The organism is Bradyrhizobium sp. BR13661 (genome assembly GCF_029892425.1).
Classification (GTDB): Bacteria; Pseudomonadota; Alphaproteobacteria; order Rhizobiales; family Xanthobacteraceae; genus Bradyrhizobium.
On the sequence record NZ_JARXWB010000036.1, the window covers coordinates 35832 to 55297 of the forward strand.

At 65.0% G+C, this 19466-nt stretch carries 13 protein-coding genes and 1 tRNA gene; 10 read left to right on the top strand and 4 right to left on the bottom strand.

Going from position 1 to position 19466, the window contains the following annotated elements:
• The first annotated feature begins 85 nt into the window (after nucleotides 1–85).
• Nucleotides 86–865: a hypothetical protein gene (locus M2427_RS36480; protein ID WP_280711638.1), complete on the top strand. Its 780-nt coding sequence runs from the start codon at nucleotides 86–88 to the stop codon at nucleotides 863–865.
• Between the two features lie 328 nt (nucleotides 866–1193).
• Here the strand turns inward: M2427_RS36480 and M2427_RS36485 are convergent, their stop codons facing one another.
• From M2427_RS36485 to M2427_RS36495, 3 genes are all read right to left on the bottom strand, one after another.
• Nucleotides 1194–1355 (bottom strand): hypothetical protein, encoded by a 162-nt coding sequence (locus M2427_RS36485; RefSeq protein ID WP_280711639.1) that lies wholly within the window; start codon nucleotides 1353–1355, stop codon nucleotides 1194–1196.
• Between the two features lie 640 nt (nucleotides 1356–1995).
• Nucleotides 1996–2229, bottom strand: a complete 234-nt coding sequence (locus tag M2427_RS36490) for a hypothetical protein (RefSeq protein WP_280711640.1) — start codon at nucleotides 2227–2229, stop codon at nucleotides 1996–1998.
• Nucleotides 2230–2403: 174 nt separating this feature from the next.
• A tRNA-Arg gene (locus M2427_RS36495) sits at nucleotides 2404–2480 on the bottom strand.
• 402 nt (nucleotides 2481–2882) lie between these two features.
• On the opposite strand from M2427_RS36495, the gene M2427_RS36500 reads away from it, so the two are divergent.
• From M2427_RS36500 to M2427_RS36525, 6 genes are all read left to right on the top strand, one after another.
• Entirely contained in the window at nucleotides 2883–8087 is a 5205-nt protein-coding gene (locus M2427_RS36500) for an alpha-2-macroglobulin (protein ID WP_280711641.1), read from the top strand.
• 99 nt (nucleotides 8088–8186) lie between these two features.
• Nucleotides 8187–10295, top strand: a complete 2109-nt coding sequence (gene pbpC / locus M2427_RS36505) for a penicillin-binding protein 1C (protein ID WP_280711642.1) — start codon at nucleotides 8187–8189, stop codon at nucleotides 10293–10295.
• A 50-nt stretch (nucleotides 10296–10345) separates the two neighbouring features.
• Nucleotides 10346–12088: a glycosyltransferase family 39 protein gene (locus M2427_RS36510; RefSeq protein WP_280711643.1), complete on the top strand. Its 1743-nt coding sequence runs from the start codon at nucleotides 10346–10348 to the stop codon at nucleotides 12086–12088.
• A gap of 1 nt (nucleotide 12089) precedes the next feature.
• Nucleotides 12090–12935 (top strand): phosphatase PAP2 family protein, encoded by an 846-nt coding sequence (locus tag M2427_RS36515; protein WP_280711644.1) that lies wholly within the window; start codon nucleotides 12090–12092, stop codon nucleotides 12933–12935.
• Between the two features lie 63 nt (nucleotides 12936–12998).
• Nucleotides 12999–13733, top strand: a complete 735-nt coding sequence (locus M2427_RS36520; protein ID WP_280711645.1) for a glycosyltransferase family 2 protein — start codon at nucleotides 12999–13001, stop codon at nucleotides 13731–13733.
• A complete protein-coding gene (locus M2427_RS36525; protein ID WP_280711646.1) occupies nucleotides 13730–14068 on the top strand; it encodes a lipid-A-disaccharide synthase N-terminal domain-containing protein in 339 nt (112 codons plus the stop codon). Before M2427_RS36520 ends, M2427_RS36525 begins: the two co-directional genes overlap by 4 nt.
• Before the next feature lie 71 nt (nucleotides 14069–14139).
• On the opposite strand, the gene metC is transcribed toward M2427_RS36525, so the two are convergent.
• On the bottom strand, nucleotides 14140–15324 hold the full coding sequence (gene metC, locus M2427_RS36530) for a cystathionine beta-lyase (RefSeq protein ID WP_280711647.1): 1185 nt from the start codon (nucleotides 15322–15324) through the stop codon (nucleotides 14140–14142).
• Nucleotides 15325–15695: 371 nt separating this feature from the next.
• Between metC and M2427_RS36535 the strand changes: the two genes are divergently transcribed.
• Genes M2427_RS36535 through M2427_RS36545 form a run of 3 tightly spaced genes read left to right on the top strand, consistent with a single transcriptional unit; the run spans nucleotide 15696 to nucleotide 19462 of the window.
• Nucleotides 15696–16712, top strand: coding sequence for an amino acid ABC transporter substrate-binding protein (locus M2427_RS36535; protein ID WP_280711648.1), 1017 nt, complete (start codon nucleotides 15696–15698; stop codon nucleotides 16710–16712).
• Between the two features lie 27 nt (nucleotides 16713–16739).
• Entirely contained in the window at nucleotides 16740–17945 is a 1206-nt protein-coding gene (locus tag M2427_RS36540) for an ABC transporter permease subunit (protein ID WP_280711649.1), read from the top strand.
• Nucleotides 17942–19462: an amino acid ABC transporter permease gene (locus tag M2427_RS36545; protein ID WP_280711650.1), complete on the top strand. Its 1521-nt coding sequence runs from the start codon at nucleotides 17942–17944 to the stop codon at nucleotides 19460–19462. The genes M2427_RS36540 and M2427_RS36545 overlap by 4 nt, the downstream gene beginning before the upstream one ends.
• Nucleotides 19463–19466 lie beyond the last annotated feature (4 nt).

Genomic DNA, 19466 nt, shown 5'->3' on the forward strand with positions numbered 1-19466 from the left:
TCAGCCGGCATCAGCCAGGCACGATTGCCGTCGTCGATCGCGCCTGGACCACGGCAATTTTCTGAAAGTTGAGGGGGAGGCACCCATGAGCGCGCCCAGCCGCATGAAGATCATCATTTCCGTGGTTTCGGCCGTATCGTTGCTGGCATTGTCCGCGCAGGCGCAGGACGCAGGTCCACCTAAGGGCGCCGGCCAGCCGCCGGGACAGGGTGCTGGTAGCCCGCCTCTGTCCAATCAGAACATACGCAAGGGTCCTTCTCCGCAGGCAGGGCACCCCGCGCCCCCAGCTGGCGGTCAGGCCCATATGGCTCCGGGGCCGGGTCCCGGTCCGCACGGTGCCGGCGGGCCGCCGCCCGGCCGCACTATGGCGCGCGGTCCGGCGCCCGCGCGCGACTGGGGCGGACAGCCCTATCGCGGCAATTTTGCCTGGGACGGCGGACGCTGGCGTCACGAGGTCCATAATGGCCGTCCGGGCTGGTGGTGGGATGTCGGCGGCGTCTGGTACTATTATCCGCAGCGGATGGACGGCCCACCTGCCTATATCTCCGAGGACTATGTGGACGATGTGCCGGTGGCCTACGCGCCGCCGGGCCCGCCGGTTGCCTATGAGCCGCCGCCTCCGCCGCCCCCCGCAGATCCCGGCGCAAGCGCGCTCGGTGGGGCCATCGTCGGCGGTGTGCTCGGTGGTCTGATCTCCGGCAATGCCACGGGTGCGGCCGCAGGCGCGGTCATCGGCGGCGCGACCGGCGCCATCGCCGGCGCCACGGCTGCCGCGCGTCCCGGCTACTATCTCGCCCAGGGCAATTGCTACTACCGCTATCCAAACGGCCAGTATGTGCAGGCCGATCCGCGCGCCTGTTACTGAACCTGACGCGCAACCTAACTTAAATGAGGCGGGCCCGGTGCCCGCCTCATTTGCATTTGCGCATCGGGGTGTGTCGTGATCAGCGGCGCTCGGACGCAGCGACGTTCTTGCGGCGACGCACAACAACTGCCCTAAATTTTAGCTGGCGCTCTTTGTCGCACCACGCATTGATCAAAGAAAAAACGAACAGGTGAGTCGCAGGGGACAGAAACACATGCTGGATGCGATCCAGATCAGCTTGGCGCTGTGGGCCATGATCGTTTGCGGAGGGGTCAAGGCAGTGCAACTGGTGCACTACCTGTTTTAGCGGGGACGACCGGCGAGCTCGCTAGGAAACGAGCCAGTTCAGGAACGCTATCAAGGCCCAGACCAGGCCGCCGATCCAGGCCGTCATGGCCAGGATGATGGTGGCGAGAAGGGCGAGGCCAATCGCGTCCGCCTTGCGCGGCGATGCGTCCGGCTGTGCCGCACTTTCGGCCTTCTGTGTCATGACTCGATCAGCCCATCTGTGGCGCGATCTTGCGTCGCGCCTGATGTTGTTTAGCGAATGCGCTGGAGTTCGGCTGTGACCCAATTCACAGATCGGACCGAACGAGAGGCGGCTTCACCGTTTTGTGCGCGCGGTATCCAAAACAGTCGCTCGGCCAGGCGGCGGAGGTCGACGTCTTTGACTACGGAAAATACGAAGTCCGGCGTGAGGGGCTTGTCGCGCCTGATCGTTGTGCCTCTGACGCAAGATCGTCTCCAAGAGGAGAGCTCGCGCAGCTTCCGGTCGCGACAAAATTCGCCGCGGTAACATCGTGCTGAAATGCGCAGGCCATTGCGACTTTCGTCCACCGCAATCATACGGACGAAATTGCCACGCACTTGTCAATATCGGCCGGCTAAAGTTGGCCTCATGTGTACCAAGTACGATCCACAGCATGAAGCCGAGGCCGCAATGAAGCGCGCCGCGGCGTCCGAAGGCCCCGACCGGCAACTCCTCATCGAACTGGCCCTGGCGTGGCATCAGCTCGCGCGCGATCGGCGCGACGAGGAGCGCCGGGACTGATTGCATTCAGCCTGTGGCTGCCGTCGGCTCCGAGCCGGATCTTTGAATATCTGCGAAGCGATTCAGGAGCTGGCCCCAATCACTCGACCGCTGACGGCGGCCTCGGATGGCCGCGATGCACCGAGGCGTGGACGCCGGAGGCGAGTTGATGCTGGGACATGCCTGCATCGGCAATCGACGCCTGCGCCATCTCGATCCGATTTGTGATTGTGCTGGAGTTGACGTCCACGACTGCGTCGAGCGCCAGAAACGACATCGCGATGACGGCGATAACGCCGGCAATCCCCATTCTCGTCAGTTCGGCCCGCGACATCGAAAGTCCCTTTCGAGCGCAATTCGCTCGCCGCCGATACATGGGGGGCGCCTGCCAAGTTCAAAGGCTGCGGCAAGGCAACCCACGCGTTCGTGAAAGACGACAGATTTGCGATGGGCAGACGCGTGAGGCGTTAATCATGAACGCCGGCGCGAGCCGACAAGATCTGGGGATTGGCGATCCCGGCAGGAATCGAACCTGCAACCCTCAGAGTAGAAATCTGATGCTCTATCCAGTTGAGCTACGGGACCGTCCTGGCCGCCCCCGGTTTGGGGGCGGCTGTTCATATAGCATGGCAATATGAAAAATCTGGTCTTTCGCCAAGCCTGAACCGAACCGTTTTCCTCAGTGCGGCGACAAACCGGAACGGCGGAGTGTCAGGGTGCCGGGTTGAGCGGCAGCGGACTGGACGATGGATAACGTCGCCGGCAACGCTGGCCAGCTTCCGGGACACGGTCGCCGGTTGACGGGTCCGTATTGGCTGCGCCACAGGACGGCGTGCGCGGCGATATCTGGATCGGTCCCCTCTGGGCGTGGCTTGCCATGGCGAATGCGACGTTTTGCACCTTCAGTTCCATCGCCATGAGTCCGTCACCTTTCCGCACACATTATTGCCGCCGCGGCGCTCGACCGCGATTTCCGGGAGTCCTTTCATGATTGGTCTGGTTCGCGCCGTCGCTCTCTGCGCCACGCTGGCGTTTGGTCTTTGCGCTGCGCAGGCAGCCGACAAGGCTTTCAAGCGTGACGATCTCGCCGATTCCGCCATCAAGCTCGAGGCACAGATCAAGAGCGAGGCGGGGCCGGTGGCCAAGTCCGGCGCGAGCCTGCGCACCGACGCCGACGCGGCCTTCAAGCGCAGTGATCTCCGCACCGGGCTCTCGATCCTCGGCCAGATCGCCACCACCACGCCCGAGGACGCCGGCAACTGGCTGCGGCTGGCAAAAGTCATCTTCCAGATCACGCCGAAGAGCTCGAGCGAGCAGACCTTTCTCTTGGAGCGTGCCTCGACCGCCGCCTACATCGCCTACCAGCGCGCCGGCAATCAGGGCGAGGAGGCGGACGCGCTCGCCGTGCTCGGCAAGTCGCTCGCCGAACGCAAGCTGTGGCGGCCGGCGCTGGATGCGCTGCGGCTGTCGCTCGATATGCGCGAGGTTGCCGACGTTCGCGGGAACTACGAAAAGCTGCGCGACGAGCACGGTTTCCGGCTGCTCGATTACACCGTGGACTCGGATTCGGCGAGCCCGCGCGCCTGCTTCCAGTTCTCGGAAGAACTCGCCAAGCGCACCGATTTCGCGCCGTTCCTGGCGCTCGCTGGCCAGGACAAGCCGGCGCTATCGGCTGAAGGCAAGCAGCTCTGCGTCGACGGGCTGAAGCATGGCGAGCGCTACAACATCAATTTGCGTGCCGGCCTGCCGTCGACCGTCAAGGAAGGCCTGCCGAAATCGGCCGAGTTCAACGTCTATGTGCGCGACCGCAAGCCGTTCGTGCGCTTCACCAGCCGCGCTTATGTGCTGCCGCGGACCGGCCAGCGGGGCATCCCCGTGGTCAGCGTCAACACGCCCGCGGTGAACATCGACGTGTTCCGCATCGGCGACCGCAACCTCATCAACACGGTGGTCGACAGCGACTTCCAGAAGACGCTGTCGAAATATCAGCTCTCCGATCTCGGCGACGAGCGGGGCATGAAGGTCTGGTCCGGCGAACTCGCGACCGCGATGACCCTGAACCAGGACGTCATCACGGCATTCCCGGTCGACCAGGCGCTGGGTGAACTTCAGCCCGGCGTCTATGTGATGACGGCGGCCGCCAAAGGCCCGGGCAGCGACGATGGATATCAGCTCGCCACCCAATGGTTCATCGTCTCCGATCTCGGTGTAGCAGCCTATTCCGGAAATGACGGCATTCATGTCTTCGTCAATTCGCTGGCCTCGACCGATCCGGTCGGCAAAGCCGAGGTGCGGCTGGTCGCCCGCAACAACGAGATCCTGGCGACGCGCAAGACCGACGATGCCGGCCACGTGCTGTTCGAGGCGGGGCTTGCGCGCGGCGAGGGCGGCCTGTCGCCGGCGATGCTGACGGTCGCGGGCGAGAAGGCCGACTATGCCTTCCTCAGCCTGAAGACCTCGGCCTTCGATCTGTCCGACCGCGGCGTCGCGGGTCGTGCGGTGCCTGCGGGCGCCGACGCCTTCGTCTATGCCGAGCGCGGGGTCTACCGCTCCAACGAGACCGTCTATCTCACCGCGCTGCTGCGCGACGGGCAGGGCAATGCCGTCAATGGCGGGCCGCTGACGCTGGTGATCGAGCGCCCCGACGGCGTCGAATTCCGCCGCGCGGTGCTGGCTGACCAGGGCGCCGGCGGTCGCACGCTGTCTGTGCCGCTGAACTCGGCCGTGCCGACCGGGACCTGGCGGGTGCGCGCCTTCACCGATCCGAAGGGCTCGTCGGTCGGCGAGACCACGTTCATGGTCGAGGACTATGTCCCCGATCGGATCGAATTCGACTTGTCCGCCAAGGACAAGCTGATCAAAGCTAACGCTCCTGTGGAGCTTAAGGCGGACGGCCATTTCCTCTATGGCGCGCCGGCCTCGGGCCTCCAGCTCGAGGGCGACATGCTGATCGCGCCGGCTGCCGGGCGGCCGGGCTTTGCCGGCTACCAGTTTGGCGTCGATGACGAGCAGACCACCTCGAACGAGCGCACGCCGCTGGAGAACCTGCCCGAGGCCGACGCAAACGGTGTCGCGACCTTCCCGGTAACACTGGAAAAACAGCCAGCTTCGACACGTCCGCAGGAAGCGCAGATCTTCGTGCGCATGGTCGAGACCGGCGGCCGCGCCGTCGAGCGCAAGCTGGTGCTGCCGGTCGCGCCTGCGACCGCGCTGATCGGCATCAAGCCGCTGTTCGGCGACAAGAACGTCGCGGAGGGCGACAAGGCCGAGTTCGAAATCGTGTTCGTCTCGCCCGAGGGCAAGACGCTGCCGCGTGACGGCCTGCGCTACGAGCTCCTGAAAATGGAGTCGCGCTACCAATGGTATCGCCAGAACAATTACTGGGAGTACGAACCCGTCAAGTCGACATCGCGCGTCGCAGATGGTGACGTCACGATCGCGGCCGACAAGCCGTTCCGGATCTCGCTGGCGCCACGCCCCGGCCGCTATCGGCTGGACGTGAAATCGAACGACGCCGAAGGCCCGGTGACTTCGGTGCAGTTCGATGTCGGCTGGTATTCCGACGGCAGCGCCGACACGCCGGACCTCCTGGAAACCTCGATCGACAAGCCGCAATACGCCTCCGGCGACACCATGACCGTCTCGGTCAACGTCCGCTCCGCCGGCAAGCTGACCGTCAATGTGGTCGGCGACCGCCTGCTGACGACGCAGACCGTCGACGTCAAGGAAGGCACCGCGCAGGTGAAGATCCCGGTCGGCAAGGACTGGGGCACCGGTGCCTATGTGGTGGCGACCTTGCGCCGTCCGCTGGATGCGGCTGCGCAGCGCATGCCGGGCCGCGCGATCGGCCTGAAATGGTTCGGGATCGACAAGCAGGCGCGCACGCTTGCTGTGAAGCTTTCGCCGCCCGATCTGATCCGGCCGAATGCGATGCTGAAGATCCCGGTCAAGCTCGAGGGGCTCAATCCCGGTGAGGATGCCAAGGTCGTAATATCAGCGGTCGATGTCGGCATTCTCAACCTCACCAATTACAAGCCGCCGGCGCCGGACGATTATTATCTCGGCCAGCGCCAGCTGAGCGCGGAGATCCGCGATCTCTACGGGCAACTGATTGACGGCATGTCGGGCACGCGCGGCCAGATCAAGTCCGGCGGTGACGCCGGCGCTGCCGAGCTGCAGGGCTCGCCGCCCGCGCAGAAACCGCTCGCGCTCTATTCGGGCATCGTCACCGTCGGCGCCGACGGCACGGCTGAAATCAGCTTCGACATTCCCGAGTTCGCCGGCACCGCGCGCGTGATGGCGGTGGCGTGGACGGCGACCAAGCTCGGCCGCGCCAACACCGATGTCGTGATCCGCGATCCCGTGGTGCTGACCACGACCTTGCCGCGCTTCCTGCTCAACGGCGACCACGGCACGGTCAATCTCGAGATCGACAATGTCGAGGGCCAGGCCGGCGACTACGTTATTAATGTCAAGACCGGCGGCCCGGTGAAAATGACCGGCAATCCCGCCACCACCGTCAAGCTCGCGGCCAGGCAGCGCAATTCGTTCGCGCTGGCGGTCGACGCGACCGCGGCGGGGCCGGCGACGCTCGACGTCGACATCAAGGGGCCGAACGGGCTTACGCTCGCGCGCCACTATGCGCTCGACGTCAAGGCGGCGACCCAAGTCCTGGCGCGGCGCTCGATCCGCACGCTGGCGAAAGGCGAGAGCCTGACGCTGACCTCGGACATGTTCTCCGACCTCGTGCCGGGCACCGGCAGCGTCTCGGTCTCGGCGAGCCTGTCCACCGCGCTCGATGCAGCGACAATCCTCAAAGCGCTCGATCGCTATCCCTATGGCTGCTCGGAGCAGATCACCAGCCGCGCCATGCCGCTGCTCTACGTCAACGACCTCGCTGCCGGCGCACATCTCGCCATGGACAGCGAGGTCGACCAGCGCATCCGCGACGCGATCGAGCGACTTTTGGCGCGTCAGGGCTCGAACGGCTCGTTCGGCCTGTGGTCGGCGGGCGGCGACGATGCCTGGCTCGATGCGTACGTGACTGACTTCCTCACCCGCGCCCGCGAGAAGGGTTTCGTGGTGCCTGACGTCCTGTTCAAGAACGCGCTCGATCGTATCCGCAACTCCGTCGTCAACGGCAACGAGCCGGAGAAGGACGGCGGCCGCGATCTCGCTTACGGCCTCTACGTGCTCGCCCGCAACGGCGCGGCACCGATCGGCGACCTCCGCTATCTCGCCGACACCAAGCTGAACAATTTGGCGACGCCGATCGCCAAATCTCAGCTTGCGGCGGCGCTCGCTTTGGTCGGCGACCGCAACCGCGCCGAGCGGGTCTATGGAGCAGCGCTCGACTCGCTTGCGCCCAAGCCGGTGCTGGAGTTCGGTCGCAGCGATTATGGCTCGCAGCTCCGCGATGCCGCGGCGCTCGTCTCGCTCGCCAGCGAAGGCAACGCGCCGAAAGCGACGCTGACACAGGCCGTGGCACGGGTCGAGACCGCGCGCGGGCTAACTCCCTACACCTCCACGCAGGAGAATGCGTGGCTGGTGCTGGCGGCGCGGGCGCTGGCCAAGGAGAACCTCTCGATCGAGGTCGACGGCCAGCCGGTCAAGACCGCGCTCTATCGAAGCTACAAGGCGGACACTTTGAGCGGCAAGCCGCTGAAGATTACCAATACCGGCGATGCACCGGTGCAGGCGGTGATCTCGGTGTCGGGCTCGCCGGTCACGCCGGAGCCGGCCGCGTCCAACGGCTTCAAGATCGAGCGGAACTACTTCACGCTCGACGGCAAGCCTGCCGATATCAGCAAGGTCAAGCAGAACGATCGCTTCGCCGTGGTGTTGAAGATTACGGAGGCCAAGCCCGAGTACGGCCACATCATGGTGTCCGACTATCTGCCGGCGGGCCTGGAGATCGACAATCCGAAGCTGGTGTCGTCGGGCGATAGCGGCACGCTGGACTGGATCGAGGACGGCGCGGAGCCCAAGGATACCGAGTTCCGCGACGACCGCTTCACGGCGGCCGTTGACCGGGCCTCGGATTCCAAGGCGGTGTTCACCGTCGCCTATGTCGTGCGCGTGGTCTCGCCCGGCAAATACGTGCTGCCGCAGGCCTATGTCGAAGACATGTACAATCCCTCGCGCTACGGCCGCACCGGCACGGGCACGGTTGAGGTGCGGGCGGCGAAGTGAGCGCTTTGGATGACTAGCTTTCCGAACGAGCCGCAATCTCCGTCGTCATGCCCGGGCTTGTCCCGGGCATCCTCGGACTGTGGTTCGGCAAGCAAGAACGTGGATGGCCGGGACAAGCCCGGCCATGACGGAGCGTGGGACTGGGGCCGTCGTGTTCTATCGGTCGCAGCTTTCACCTTCATTCTCGCCATTATCGGCTTTGTCGGCTGGGTCTATTCCCTCGGTCCGCTCCCGCTCGACGAAGCGCGGCGCGTCTCGACCACCATTGTCGATCGTAACGGCAAGCTGCTGCGCGCTTATGCGATGGCGGACGGCCGCTGGCGTCTGCCGGTCGACGCCAAGGCCAATGTCGATCCGACCTATCTGAAATTGCTGTTCGCGTATGAAGACCAGCGCTTCTATGCCCATGACGGCATCGATCCGCTGGCGCTGGGCCGCGCGGCGTTGCAGCTCTCCACACGTGGTCACATCGTGTCCGGTGGCTCGACCATCTCGATGCAGCTCGCGCGGCTCATGGAACCACGGCGGCAGCGCTCGCTCTACGCCAAACTGCACCAGATCGTCCGCGCGATCGAGCTGGAGCGAACGCTGAGCAAGGACGAGATCCTCAACCTCTACCTCGCACTCGCACCTTATGGCGGCAATCTCGAGGGCATCCGTGCCGCATCGATTGCCTATCTCGGCAGGGAGCCGAAGCGGCTGTCGCTGGCGGAGGCTGCACTGCTGGTCGCGCTGCCGCAGTCGCCGGAGACGCGCCGGCTCGACCGCTATCCGGAGGCCGCGCGCATCGCCCGCAATCGCGTGCTCGACCGCATGGTCGAAGAGCATGTGGTCAGCCTCGATGACGCGAAGCAGGCCAAGGCGGTGCCGGTGCCGACACTGCGCAAGCCGATGCCGATCCTGGCGCCGCATGCGTCCGACAGCGCGCTGGCCACGGTCAAGGATGCGCCGGTCATCAAGCTGACGCTGGATTCGAGCCTGCAGAAGGTGCTGGAGCCGCTGGCGCATGACCGCGCCATTGCGCTAGGGCCGAACATTTCGGTTGGCATCATCGTCGTCGACATCGAGAGCGGCGACGTGCTCGCGCGCGTCGGCTCGGCGGATTATTTCGACGACAGCCGGGCAGGGCAGGTCGACATGACTCGTGCCATCCGTTCGCCGGGCTCGACCCTCAAGCCGTTCATCTACGGCCTCGCTTTCGAGGATGGTTTTGTTCATCCCGACAGTCTGATCGACGACCGCCCGGTGCGCTTCGGCTCCTACGCGCCTGAGAATTTCGACATGACGTTCCAGGGCACGGTGCCGGTGAAGAAGGCGCTGCAATTGTCGCTCAACGTGCCGGCGATCGTGCTGCTCGACCGCGTCGGCGCGAGCCGGCTGGCGTCGCGGCTGCGGCAGGCCGGCGGCAATCTCATTCTGCCCAAGGACGAGGCACCGGGGCTCGCGATGGGCCTCGGCGGTGTCGGTGTGACGCTGCAGGATCTCGTGCAGCTTTATGCGGGATTCGCCCGGCTCGGCACCACCAAGCCGCTGCGGGAGATCATGGCTGCCAGGGATGATCGCGAGCCGCTGCGGCTCTTGGACCCGGTCGCGGCCTGGCAGGTCGGGAATGTGCTCCTGGGAACTCCGCCGCCGGAGAACGCGGCCCACAACCGCATTGCCTTCAAGACCGGCACCTCCTACGGCTATCGCGACGCTTGGTCGGTCGGGTTCGACGGTCGTATGGCCATCGGCGTCTGGGTCGGCCGGCCCGATGGCGCGCCGGTTCCCGGCCTGATCGGCCGCGTGGCCGCAGCCCCCATCCTGTTCGATGCCCTCGCGCGGACCGGCAAGACCTTGACCCCGCTCCCGAAGCCGCCGAAGGGAACCCTGGTGGCGAGCAACGCGAAGTTGCCATTGCCCCTGAAGCGGTTCCGCCCCGTCGGGGAACTGGTCCGCACCGGCGGCGAGCAGGCGCTCCACATCCAGTTCCCGCTCAACGGCAGCAGGATCGACGTCGATCGCTCAGGCGGCACGGAAGCCGCCGCCATGCCGGTCAAGGTCGCCGGCGGGGTGTTGCCGATGACCGTCATGGTCAACGGTACGGCGCTCGGCGAGATCGATGGCCGCCGGCAGCGCCTGATCGATCCGCCCGGCCCGGGCTTTGCACGGCTCACCGTGATCGACGCCACGGGCGCCGCGGACACAGTCGTCATTCGAATTCAATGAGAGCGGCTTAAGCGGTTGTGGCGATGGCGGTTTCAGCGTAAGCGGAACCAATGGCCGAGACCTATCCCACTCCCCGATTTGGAGCGCCCCGAGAGCCGAAAACGCCGGTGAATCCGGGCAGCCGGCTCGTGCTGATGCTCGACTATGTCACTGCCAGCCACGCCCGCGCCGTGAGCTTTCTGGTGCTTTGCGCACTGCTGCTCTTTCTGCCCGGCTTCTTCACCATCCCGCCGGTCGATCGCGACGAGGCGCGCTTCGCGCAGGCCACCAAGCAGATGGTCGAGACCGGCGATTATGTCGACATCCGCTTCCAGGAGGACGTCCGCTACAAGAAGCCGGTCGGCATCTACTGGTTGCAATCGGCTGCGGTCGAAGCCGCGACGGCGCTGAAGCTGCCGAAGGCCGAACTGCGGATCTGGGTCTATCGGCTGCCGTCGCTGTTAGGTGCGATCGGCGCAGTGCTGATGACCTATTGGACTGCGCTGGGCTTCGTGACGCGGCGCGCCGCGGTCCTCGCCGCGCTGTTGATGTCCGCCTCCGTGCTGCTCGGTGTCGAGGCGCGTCTCGCCAAGACCGACGCCGTGCTGCTGTTCTCAGTGGTCGCCGCGATGGGGGCGATGGCGCGGGCCTATCTATCCTGGCAGCGCGCCGAGGACGAGACCCATCCGCCCTGGAGCTGGCCCGCGATCTTCTGGACCGCGCTCGCCGTGGGCATCCTGATCAAGGGCCCGCTGATCCTGATGTTCGCAGGCCTGACCATCGTCGCGCTCGCGATCCAGGATCGCGATGCCTCCTGGCTGTGGAAGCTGCGTCCGGTCTGGGGCCTGATGTGGATGCTGGTGCTGGTGCTGCCCTGGTTCATCGCGATCTTCTGGCGCGCGGGCGACGCCTTCTTTGCCGACTCCGTCGGCGGCGACATGCTGAGCAAGATCGGCGCGCAGGAATCCCATGGTGCGCCGCCCGGGGTCTATCTGGCGCTGTTCTGGGTCACCTTCTGGCCCGGCGCGCCGCTTGCGGCCATGGCCGCGCCTGCGGTGTGGCGAGCGCGGCGTGAGCCCGGTGCGCAATTCCTGCTGGCCTGGCTGATCCCGTCCTGGATCGTGTTCGAGGCGGTGCTGACCAAGCTGCCGCATTACGTGCTGCCGCTCTATCCCGCGATCGCGATCCTCACCGCCGGCGCACTCGAGCGACGCGTGCTGTCGCGCTCCTGGCTGATGCGCGGCTCGGCCTGGTGGTTCGCGATCCCCGCGGCCGGCTCGATCGTCGCGGTCGTCGGCGCGGTGATGCTGACGCGACAGCCGGCTTTCGTCGCTTGGCCCTTCATCGCAGCCTCGCTGATTTTCGGCCTGTTCGCCTGGTGGCTGTTCGATACCAACCGCGCCGAGCGATCGGTGCTCAACGCCCTGGTTGCTGCGCTGATGCTGGCGGTGGTGGTCTATGGCATCGTGTTGCCGTCGTTGACACCGCTGTTTCCGAGCATCGAGATCGCGCGCGCGCTGCGCAATGTGACCTGCGTCGGACCGAGGGCGGCCTCGGCCGGCTACGCCGAGCCGAGCCTTGTCTTCCTGACCGGCACCCAGACGCTGCTGACCGACGGATCGGGAGCTGCCGATTTCCTCAGGCAGGGGAGTTGCCGTTTCGCGCTGGTCGAGCAGCGCTCGGAGCGCAGCTTCGTGCAGCGTGCCGAGGCGATCGGGCTACGCTACAAGGTCGGCGCGCGCATCGACGGCTATAATTTCTCGCAAGGACGCGCGATCTCTATCTCGATCTTCCGCTCCGAAGGCACCGAGTAGGATGTCTGCGACGCCGACCATCGCCCCGCGTGCCAGCTACCCAGCACAGTTGTTTGCTGTCGCGGGGACAGCCCTGGCGCAGCTCGTGCGCGCTCCCTCGCATTCGCGGCGCGCCGCAGCTGCGCGAAAGCTGGCGCGGCATTCGCTGTGGCTCAGCGCGGCGGGTGCGGCTCTGGTCATCGTGCTGATGCTTGCGCTCGATCAGACCGAGATCCAGCTGATGCCGGCGCGCGGCACGGCCTGGCTGTGGCCGATCCGCATTCTCACCGATTTCGGCAAGGACGAATATGTCCTCGTCGCGCTTGCCATCGCGCTCGTCGCCGTCGCGCTCGTTGCGGCGGGGCTGCATGACACACGCCGCAGGCTGCTGCTCGGTCTTGGGACCCGGCTGCAATATGTGTTTCTTTCCGTTGCCGTGTCGGTGTTCGTCGCCGAGATCCTGAAATTCGTCATCGGGCGCGGCAGGCCCTTCGTCGGCGGCAAGGCCAATCCGTTCAACTTCGTTCCGTTCCAGGGCACGGAGGCCTATTTCAGCCTGCCGTCTGCGCATGCGGTCACGGCGTTCGCACTTGCCTTTGCGGTCTCTGCGCTCTGGCCGCGCCTGCGCGTGTTCATGTTCATCTACGCTGCTCTGATCCTGCTGACGCGGCTGGTATTGCTTGCGCACCATCCGAGTGACGTCACGGCCGGCGCCCTGGTCGGGATGGTCAGCGCCATGGCCGTGCGCTACTGGTTTGCGGCCCGCAGGCTCGGCTTTGCCATCCGCGCCGACGGCACCATCGTGCCGCTTCCAGGACCGCTTCCAGGGGGCCTCAAAAGGGTTGCCCGCGGCCCAGCCGCCCCATAAAAGCGGCTGCTTCCCGGGCCAAGGGTTCCCGGGCCAGGCCCAATCCAACCACGAGCTTTCGATTTGTCGTCGTCCCAGCCTTCGGTTTCCATCGTCGTCCCCGTACGCAACGAAGCCGACAACATTGCGCCTCTGGTCGAGGAGATCACCGCCGCGCTCGATGGCCGCTGGGCCTATGAGATCATCTATGTCAACGACGGCTCGACGGATGCGACCGGCGAGCGGCTCGCGCAGATCATGAAGCAGCGCGGCAATCTGCGGCAGCTTCGTCATGCCAAATCCGGCGGCCAGTCGGCCGCGGTGCGCAGTGGCGTGCGAGCGGCACGTGGCGCGATCGTTGCAACGCTCGATGGCGACGGACAGAACAATCCGGCCTTCCTGCCGGACTTGATCGCGGCGGTGGAGAAGGGCGCGAATGTCGGGCTTGCTGCAGGACAGCGTGTGGGTCGCAAGGACACCGGCTTCAAGAAATTCCAGTCGCGGGTGGCCAACAAGGTCCGCAACGCCATCCTGCAGGACGGCACGCGCGACACCGGCTGCGGGCTGAAGGCGTTCCGGCGCGAGGTCTTCCTGATGATGCCCTATTTCGACGGGCTGCATCGTTTCCTGCCGGCGCTGATGCGCCGCGAAGGTTTCGACATCGCCTATGTCGATGTGATCGACCGGCCGCGTCATTCCGGCGTGTCCAATTACGGCTTTTTCGACCGGCTGTGGATCGGGATCATGGATCTCGCCGGCGTGTGGTGGCTGATCCGTCGGAAGAAGCCGACACCAGAGGCGACTGAGGTGGAGGCATGATCATTCAGTACGGCCAGGCCGTGAGCAACTATTTCTACGACGTCTTCGTCGCCAAGTTCGACTTCTGGCTCGCCTTCGGCCTGGTTGCGCAATTGTTCTTCACCGCACGCTTCCTGGTGCAGTGGATCGCAAGCGAGCGCGCCGGCAACAGCGTGGTGCCGATGGCGTTTTGGTTCTGCTCGATGGGCGGCGGCCTGATGACGCTGGTCTACGGCGTCGTCAAGCGCGAGCCCATCATCATCCTCGGGCAGCTGTTTGCGACCATCATCTATCTGCGCAACATCATGCTGATCTGGAAGAACCGGGGCACGGCGTCGAAGACTCTGGATCGCTGATCCCTAGTCTAGCTAGCTAATTCTCTGGCGCCAGCCAACGCGGCGCCAGGTCTGATGCCGCTTCGGTAGGCTCACATGGCTGCTTTGAGCGCCGCGAAGCCGCGATCGAGATCGGCCTTGAGATCGTCGACGCTCTCGAGCCCGATGTGGAGTCGCAACGTCGGGCCGCCCGGTGCCCACTTGGTCGCGGTGCGATAGGCATCGCAATCGAAGGGGATCGCGAGGCTCTCGAAGCCGCCCCATGAGAAGCCCATGCCGAACAGCTTGAGCGTGTTGAGCATGGTGTCGACCGCCTTCTGCGGCGCCGGCTTCAGCACGATGCTGAAAAGGCCCGACGCGCCGGTGAAGTCGCGCTTCCAGATCGCGTGGCCCGGATCTGTCTCGAGCCCGGGATGCAGGACGCGCGCGACCTCGGGCCGCGCCGCAAGCCAGCGCGCCATGTCCAGGCCCGAACGGTGATGCTGCGCGAGCCGCACCGACAGCGTGCGCAGGCCGCGCAGCGCGAGGAAGACGTCATCGGGGCCGGCGCAGACGCCGAGCAGTCGGATGCCTTCGGTGATTTGCGGCCAGGCCTTGGCATTGGCCGAGATCGTGCCGAACATGATGTCGGAATGGCCGCCGATATATTTGGTGGCGGCCTGCATGCTGATGTCGACGCCCTGTTCGAGCGAGCGATGATAGAGCGGCGTCGCCCAGGTGTTGTCGTCGATGACGAGCGCATCGCGCGCATGCGCGACATGGGCGATGGCGCGAATGTCGGGCATCTCGAAGGATTGCGAGCCGGGCGCCTCGACCAGCACCGCGCGGGTGTTCGGCTTGAACAGTTTCTCGATACCTGCGCCGATCAGCGGATCGTAATAGGTGGTCTCGACGCCGTAACGGGCAAGCATGCCGTTGCAGAAATTGCGCGTGGGACGATAGACGTTGTCGCACACCAGGAGGTGGTCGCCCGTCTTCAGCACCGCGAGCAGGGTGGTCGAGATCGCCGACAGGCCCGAGGGCACGATGCCGATGCCGGCGCATTGCGGCCCCTCCAGCGCCATCAGCGTGTCCTGGAACGCCCGCGTGGTCGGGGTGCCGTGGCGGCCATAGGTGAACTCGCCGCGATGGGCGTGCAGGTCCTCGGCGGTCGGATAGAGCACGGTCGAGCCGTGGAACACCGGCGGATTGACGAACCCCTTCTGCGCCTTGGTGTCGCGGCCGGAGGTGACCAGCCGGGTTTCGGCTTGCTGCTGTGCGGGGTGCGAGGAATCCATGCGTCTGCTTTCAAAAAAGCGTTTCCGTCCAACGCGGGTCGGCGCCGTCGGGCCGGCCGGGAGGCCGCGAACGTTAATAACAGAACACAGAAGAGTCCCGTCAACCCCTTGACCCGGCTCGCCAGTCGTTCTGTGATGCGCAGGTGCTATTCAGTCGCCGCATGTTGAGGGGCCTGCCGCGACCTTCGATCCATCGTCTGACCGGACCTTGCGTGACAGCCATAACGGCGGGCGCCTGCGGCGGGGATTAAGGTATGGCCTCCTTGGGATCGGCGATTGTCCGGCAAGGTTTTCCAGCATGACTCTTGCAAGGAGATCCTTGCAGAGATTCAGTTCCCGACCTTGAGATGACTTTGAAAGGCTCCAAGCCCATGAAACGCGTAACCCTGGCTCTCTCCCTTGCTCTCGCCGCCGGCCTCTCTGCCCAGGCTTCCGACGCGCAAACGCTCAAGACCGTCAAGGACCGGGGCATGTTGTCCTGCGGCGTCAGCCAGGGCCTGCCGGGCTTCTCATCGCCCGACGACAAGGGTAACTGGACCGGCCTCGACGTCGACGTCTGCCGCGCGATCGCGGCCGCCATCTTCAACGACCCGACCAAGGTCAAGTTCGTGCCGACCTCGGCCAAGGACCGCTTCACCGCGCTGCAATCCGGCGAGATCGACGTGCTCTCGCGCAACACCACCTGGACCATCTCGCGCGACACCTCGCTCGGCGCCAATTTTACCGGCGTGACCTATTATGACGGGCAGGGCTTCATGGTGAAGAAGTCGCTCAAGGTGAATTCCGCGCTGGAACTGAACAGCGCCTCGGTCTGTGTCCAGACCGGCACCACCACCGAACAGAATCTCGCCGACTACTTCAAAGCCAACAACATGAAGTACGAGGTGATCGCGTTCGGCACCAACGACGAAACCGTCAAGGCCTATGAAGCAGGGCGCTGCGATGTCTTCACCACCGACCAGTCGGGCCTCTACGCCAACCGCCTGAAGCTCGCAAATCCCAACGACCACATGGTTCTCCCCGAGATCATCTCGAAGGAGCCGCTCGGACCGATGGTGCGCCATGGCGATGATCAGTGGTTCGACCTGGTGAAATGGACGCTGTATGCGATGGTTACCGCCGAGGAGCTCGGCATCACCTCGAAGAACGTCGACGAGAAAGCCAAGATGGAGAATCCGGAGCTGAAACGCGTCCTTGGCTCTGACGGCAATTTTGGCGAGCAACTCGGCGTGACCAAGGACTGGGTGATCCGGATCATCAAGGCCGAGGGCAATTACGGCGAGATGTTCGATCGCAACGTCGGCGCGGGCTCGCCGCTCGGCATCAGCCGCGGTCTGAACAATCTCTGGAACAAAGGTGGTCTCCAGTACGCGCCGCCGATCCGCTGATCCCGATCGAGCGGCCGGCATACGGCAATGAGCACCGAGGCTCGTAAACCGCCACTCCAGATCGCCCTGAAGATCAGGCGCCTTCTGGGTGGCAAGGCAGGCTGGAACGGCGTCGCCGTCCAGTTTGCCTTCGCGGCAGTGCTGGGCTGGATCGCCTATGAGATCGTCTCGAACGCCCGCGCCAACCTCGAAAACCAGCACATTGCCGCCGGCTTTGGTTTCCTCAGGAATAACGCCGGCTTCGACGTCAACCAGACCCTGATCTCCTACACCGGCTCCGACACGTTCCTGCGGGTGTTCGTGGTCGGTCTCCTGAACACGCTCGTGGTCTCCGTGGTGGGCATCGTGTTCTCCACCTTGATCGGCTTCATCGTCGCGCTATGTCGGCTGTCGCCGAACTGGCTGGTGTCGCGCGTCGGCGAACTCTATGTCGAGCTGATCCGCAATTTGCCGCTGCTGTTCCAGATCCTGTTCTGGTACCTGGCGGTGCTCGCGGCGCTGCCCAACCCGCGGCAGAGCATCTCGCTGTTCGGCATCGCCTTCATCAGCAATCGCGGCCTCGTCATTCCGCAGCCGATCGGTCAGGCCGGACTCGATCCGTTCCTGGTGGTGCTGGCCTTCGGCGCCGTCGCGGCACTTGCGCTTCGCATCTACGCACGGCGGGCGCTGTTCTTGCGCGGGCAGAGGATCCACATCTGGCCCTGGGTGCTGGGCCTCGTCATCGGGCTGCCGCTGGTCACGATGGCGGTGTTCGGTTTGCCCTTCACGGTCGAGCTGCCGCAGCTCAAGGGTTTCAATTTTGCCGGCGGCGCGCGGATCATTCCGGAATTCGTGGCGCTGACGCTGGCGTTGTCGACCTATACCGCGGCCTTCATCGCGGAAATCGTACGCGCCGGTATCCTGTCCGTCCATGCGGGACAGATGGAGGCCGGAGCCTCGCTCGGCCTCAGCCGGGGCACCACGCTGCGGCTGATCGTGGTGCCACAGGCAATGCGCGTGATCGTGCCGCCGCTGACCAACCAGTACCTCAACCTTACCAAGAACTCGTCGCTCGCGGTTGCGATCGGTTATCCCGACCTCGTCTCGGTGTTCGCCGGAACCTCGCTGAGCCAGACCGGGCAGGCGATCGAGATCATCGCCATGACGATGGGCGTCTATCTCCTGATCTCGCTCGTCACCAGCGGCGCCATGAGCATTTACGGTTGGCGGATCAGCCGGAGCCTCGGTGCATGACCGATATCACCGCGTCATCCTTTGTCCGTCAGGACCTGGTCGCCGAGCGTCCCGCGCCGATCAAGACCACGGGCGTCATCGGCCTGCTGCGCACGCGCCTGCTCAATTCGCCGACCAATATCCTGCTCACCATCGTCGGTGCGTTGCTGCTCTGGTTCACGATCATTCCGTCGGTCAAGTTCCTGATTGTCGATGCGGTCTGGACCGGCAACGATCGCGCGGCTTGCCTGCCCGAGAATGCTGGCTTTGCGGTGGGGGCCTGCTGGCCCTACATCCAAGCCAAGCTGCCGCAGCTCATCTACGGCTTCTATCCTGAATCCGAGCGCTGGCGGGTCAATTTGGCGCTGATCCTGGCGGCGGCCTTGCTGCTGCCCCTGCTGATTCCGCGCCTGCCGGCGAAGGGCCTGAACTCCACCCTGTTCTTCTTCGCCTTTCCGGTGGTTGCATTCTTCCTGCTGCATGGCGGCGGCATCAGCGGCTTCGGGGTCAGCTGGGCGGCCGGCCTGGGTGAACTGTTCGACGACAGCATCGTGAGCGCCGGAAAGATCCTGGTCAGCCTGAGCAAGACATCGGCCATCGCGCCGTTGCTCTGGGTTGTCGGCAATATCATCGTGCTGGTCGGGACTGCGATTCATTGGCTGATTTTCCCGCTGACCTGGCTGCGCGACCAGATCCAGGCGACGAGCCAGTCGGTCTGGCTCGATTTTGTCATCACGACGGCATTCGTCTCGCTGATTGCTTTCTTCCTCGGCGGCGGTATGCGCAGCGGCGGGCGCGCGCTTGCATGGAGCATCGCCACCTTTGTGGCCATTGCGGTCGTCATCAAGCTGATGGGACTCGACCACGGCGGCCTGCCGATCGTTGGCACGAACCTCTGGGGCGGCCTGCTGGTGACGCTGGTCGTGTCCGTGACAGGCATCGTCACCTCGCTGCCGATCGGCATTGCGCTGGCGCTCGGCCGGCGCGCCTCGATCCCGCTGATCCGGATCTTCTCGATTGCCTTCATCGAGTTCTGGCGCGGCGTGCCGCTGATCACCGTGCTGTTCTTCGCCACCTATATGCTGCCGCTGTTCCTGCCCGGCAATTTCAGCGTCGACGGCCTGGTCCGCGCGCTGATCGGAATCGCGCTGTTCACGGGCGCTTATCAGGCCGAGAACGTTCGCGGCGGTCTCGCTGCGATCCCGCGCGGGCAGAGCGAGGCGGCGGCGGCGCTCGGCCTGTCCTGGTGGAGGACGACGTCGCTGATCGTGCTGCCGCAGGCGCTACGCCACGTCATTCCGAACCTCGTCAACAGCTTCATCTCGCTGTTCAAGGACACCTCGCTGGTCTCGATCGTGGCGCTGTTCGACTTGCTCGGCTCGCTGCGGGCCTCGTTCTCGGACCCGAAATGGTCGACGCCCTCGACGGCGTTCACCGGCTTCGCCTTCGCCGGCGTCATCTACTTTCTGTTCTGCTTTGGAATGTCGCGCTACTCGCTCTTCGTCGAGCGCCGCCTCAATGCTCACCGCCGCAACTGATCGA